Below are 3939 nucleotides of genomic sequence, written 5' to 3'. Positions count from 1 at the left end.
GGTCATCACCCACATCAAGCCGCTGTGGAAGCGGAGCGACGTGAAGAAGCTGACGTCCAAGCCGAAGGTGCCCGGCCAGCGCTCGGACGGCTCCGATTCCGGCGTCTCGATGATGAAGGGAAGCCGCTGATGGCGGGGGACAGCGGGCTCGCCTCGCAGGTATTCGCCCTGGCCAAGGACATCGGCAAGGTCGAGAAGGACATCAAGGCGCTGAGCGAGCGCAACGGCGACGTGCAGACCGCGCTCGACCAACTCAGCTCCGTCCAGGAAGCGCTGGACCACCTGGAAGAGCGAACCTCGGGCCTGCATGGGGAGCTCGCCCCGATCCGGGGGGAACTCGCCCCGCTCCGGGCAGGCCTGGACGCTCTGGGTAAGAAGGTCAAGCAGGTCGTCGAGGACCTGGAAGCCATCGCGTCCAGACCAGAGGAGAAGCTCGCGGTCTGGAACTGGTCCTTCGACAACGGCATGGACAGGGAGGAAGCGGGAGAGGCCTGGGAGACCCTGGTCCGCTGGGTCCGCTCCGAACTGCTGGGCACGTACGGGTGGGTCGGCTGGCCGGCGGACATGTTCGCCAAGACCAACCCGACCGGCTACGGCTCCGTGGGCGGTCCGGTGACAGCCTCGCGGATCCCGCCGTGCTGGTACCGGCACCGCGACGCCGTGGCCGAACTGTCCGGGCTCTGCCAGGAATGGATCAAGATCTACCGCACGTCGTACGGCACCCCGTCCCGTGCACTGGACTGGCACGACCGGTACGCCCCCAACGCCAAGAAGCGGATCATCAACGCGCTCATCAAGTGCGTCGAGAAGGGCGCACACGTTGACGAAGAGTGGATCAACAACCCGAACCACCCCGACAACGGCGCCCCCAGAGCGACCGACGACGACGAGATCCTGTCCGGCTACATCGAATGGGACCGCCAGCACCGCCGTGAACCGCCCGCTGCCGGGCCTGTAGCGGCCAACTAGCGGCCCGGACGACGGAAGCCCCCAGCACCACGTGCTGGGGGCTTCCTGCTGCCTTCTAGAGCCTTTCGGCTATGTCTCCCATGGTGCCCACAGGGCATCCCCGCCGATCGCCCACCCGAGAGTGTTCTCCACCCCGGTCACGTAACCGCGGCCCTTCTCCTGGGCGACTTCGCGCAGCTCGGGCTCGGCGATGCCGCCCTTCATCGCCTCATAGGCCCGGTACTGCTCACGCTTGGCGTCGGTGCCCGTAACCGGGTGGCCGAGCGGCGACTTGCTGACCGGCGGCGTCTCCGTCCGGCCGGCGGCCCAGTTCAGCGCGGCGAGCAGGCCCTTGTCGTAGCCGTCGTACCGGTTCTTGCTGTAGCCGTTCGCCGTGACGTGCTCAATCATGCGAACGAGCTCGTCCTCCGGCCGTAGTTCGGGCGGCGTCCACTGCTGCGCGGTGCTCAACTCCGGCTCACCTCCTGGTCGGTTGAGGGTACGAGGCGAGCCGACCGGTGGGCCGGCACGCCGTTACTGCGGGCCGTAGCTGATGGTCGGGCCCTGGTCCTGCTCGATCTGCGGCGTGACCTCGACCTCGGCCCCCTGGCGCCGGGCGGCCTCGGCCTGCTCGGCCTGTTCGGCCTGCAGACTCTCGTCGGCCCGGTCGCGCTCGGCCTGCCGGGCAACGATCTCAGCGAGCGCACCCTGCGCCCGGTCGAGGTCCTCCTGCAGGTCCGCCAGCTGCGCCGGGAGCTCCTGGGCACTCGACTGCGCGGGAGCCAACTGATCCCGCTGGGCACGCTCCTGGTCGATCCGCGCGTTCTCGTCGATGTACTGCTGCTCGTAGTGCGCACGCAGCAGCTCCTCCTCGGCCGAGGGCACGGACACCACCGCCACCAGGTCCTGCTCCGGCGCCTCCGGCTGCAGCCCTGCCTCGGCGACCTGCTCGGGACGCTCCGCGTACGTCTCGCCCTCGATCTCCCAGTCAATCTCCGGGACCTGGTCGAGGTTGTACTCCGGCTCGGCCTCGCGGGCGGCCTCGGCCTGCTCGCGAAGACGCTGCTCGAACGCCGCGATAGCCGCGTCCACCTCGGGGTTGGGCTCGTAACGTACGGGTCGGCCTCGGCCGTGACCTGCGCACTCTCCTCGGCTGCGGCACGTCCGCTCGGGCGCGTCGACGGACTCCTCGACTGCCGGGCTCGTGGTACGCGGCGGCCTCGGCGGCAAGCTCATCCTGGACGCGCTGCTGCTCGTCCTCCTCAGCCAGCTGCTGCGCGACGTCGTCCAGCTCGGGCGCCGACTCATCGAACCCGGGCACGTCGCCCCAGTCGACCGCCGGGGCCTGGTCGACGTCGAGGTCCTCGACCTCGGCGGCCGCGCGGTACCGCTCCTCGTACGCGGCGAGCGCCTGGTCGAGCTCCTCCTGCTCCTGGTACGTGAGTTCCGGGGCCAGTTCGGCCTCGTCGCGCACGTCGGGGACCTGGTCGAGAGTCTCGCCCTCGACCTCCCAGTCCATCTCCGGCGCCTGGTCGAGGTCGTACTCGGGCTCGGCGACGAGCTCCTCGTCGAGCTCCTGGCCGCGCTGCTGCTCGGCCTCGTCGGCGTCCTGCTGGGCCTGGTCGTCGTGACCACGGCGGTCGAGTTCGTCGCGGGCGGCCTCGGCGGCCTCGCGGGCCGGGGCGGTCTCCTCGTACCACGCGGAACGGGCCTCGTCGATCTGCTCCATCACCTCGACGCGCGCGGACATGCTGCCCACCAGGTCCTCGTAACCGCGGGCCTGCGCTTCCAGCTCGGCGCGCTCGGCGGCGTCCTCGCACTGGTCTGCGTCGGCCTGCGCGAGGATGGCCTTCTCCTCGTAGCGCAGGACCATCTGCCGGGCCTCGGACAGTTCCGCGCCCATGTGCGCCGGCGCCCACGACGTCTCGCGCTGGTACCGGTTGACCATCTCGCGCAGGGCGGCGTCGGACGTCCGCGCAAGGGTCTCCTGCTCCTCGGTGCGGCCGAGGGCGGAGTGCGCGGCCTCCCACGCGGCGCGCTGCTCGACCGCGCCCTTCGCGGGCAGGCGGCCGATCGCCGTGTTGGGGGCGTCGATGTTGTACAGCTCGCGGTAGCCCTCGACGGTGCCGGCGTTCCGCTCCCACTCTGCGCGGTCGAGGACGTCCTCGGGAACGGGGCCCAGGTGGCGGATCGCCCACTCCGGGGGCTCCTCCGCCAGGCGCTCGCCCAGCACGTCGCGCCGGGCGTCCATGGCCTCGGCCAGCTTGCGGGCCACCTCGCCCTCGATGCCGGGGATCTCCGGCGTGCGGTCACACCAGCTGTGCCCCGCCGGCTCGTTCTCCGGCGTGCGGTCGTCGAGGATCGTGTCAATGCGCCAGTTGACCAGCGACGGGACGTTGTCCGGCACGGGGTAGCTCATCGGGCGCATCGCGATGGCACTGGCCAGCACACGCTTGCCGTCGTGCCCGGCCAGCTCGGCCTCCCGCAGCTTCCGGTAGACCGTGCTGGGGTCGCCCTGCCTGAGCTTCTTGTAGTGATCCTCGGACAGCAACTGCCGCAGCATCGGCTCATACTGGTTGCGCGTGTGCTCGGTGACGTAGTCGCGCCACTCCGGCTCAAGGGCCGGGATCGACTCCGCCCAGTCCTGGGACTCGCGCAGCTCCTGCAGCGCGGACAGCTCGCCACCGTCCCGCTCGATGGCGGCCTGCAGCATGGACATCGCGTCCTGGTCGAGGGACTGGAGCCGGTGCTCGTCGGCCGGAACCTGGCACGCGGCAAACGCGCGGTTGTACCGCTGGGCACGGGTGAGGCCGGGATAGACCTGCTGGCGGTTCATCCCCTCCTCGACGAGCAGATATCCGCCGTAGCCGACCGTTCGGCCCTGCACCGCGTGGACTGTGCCCGCGTACGCGAGCGCCACGTTCTCCCGGACGTAGTCGCCAGGCAGGGTGATGGTCCCGGCGAGCCGCTCGGTGCCGTCGGTGTCGCGGC

The 3939-nt window shown here is 70.5% G+C and carries 4 protein-coding genes; 1 reads left to right on the top strand and 3 read right to left on the bottom strand.

Translation table 11 applies throughout. The features are described 5' to 3' along the window. Window positions 1-129 precede the first annotated feature (129 nt). Window positions 130-969 (top strand): hypothetical protein, encoded by an 840-nt coding sequence (locus tag STRTUCAR8_RS34055; RefSeq protein ID WP_006380782.1) that lies wholly within the window; start codon window positions 130-132, stop codon window positions 967-969. A 69-nt stretch (window positions 970-1038) separates the two neighbouring features. Here STRTUCAR8_RS34055 and STRTUCAR8_RS34050 read toward each other — a convergent pair whose 3' ends face one another. From STRTUCAR8_RS34050 to STRTUCAR8_RS34040, 3 genes are all read right to left on the bottom strand, one after another. Continuing rightward, on the bottom strand, window positions 1039-1419 hold the full coding sequence (locus STRTUCAR8_RS34050; RefSeq protein ID WP_006380781.1) for a hypothetical protein: 381 nt from the start codon (window positions 1417-1419) through the stop codon (window positions 1039-1041). Between the two features lie 63 nt (window positions 1420-1482). Next, window positions 1483-2040 carry a hypothetical protein gene (locus STRTUCAR8_RS55240; protein WP_044473373.1) on the bottom strand — a complete coding sequence of 186 codons (558 nt, stop codon included), beginning with the start codon at window positions 2038-2040 and terminating at the stop codon, window positions 1483-1485. Further along, window positions 1937-3939, bottom strand: a 2003-nt coding sequence (locus tag STRTUCAR8_RS34040) for an SMC family protein (protein WP_006380780.1), incomplete at its 5' end; no start/stop codon positions are given. The genes STRTUCAR8_RS34040 and STRTUCAR8_RS55240, both read right to left, overlap by 104 nt.

The organism is Streptomyces turgidiscabies Car8, from assembly GCF_000331005.1.
In the GTDB taxonomy this organism is placed as follows: Bacteria; Actinomycetota; Actinomycetes; order Streptomycetales; family Streptomycetaceae; genus Streptomyces; species Streptomyces turgidiscabies.
Note: the sequence above shows the minus strand (reverse complement) of the source record. Positions and strands in the feature narration are given on the sequence as shown.

Excerpts from the sequence above, each read along its gene's own strand:
- STRTUCAR8_RS34055 (WP_006380782.1), top strand. The coding sequence starts at position 130 with ATGGCGGGGGACAGCGGGCTCGCCTCGCAGGTATTCGCCCTGGCCAAG.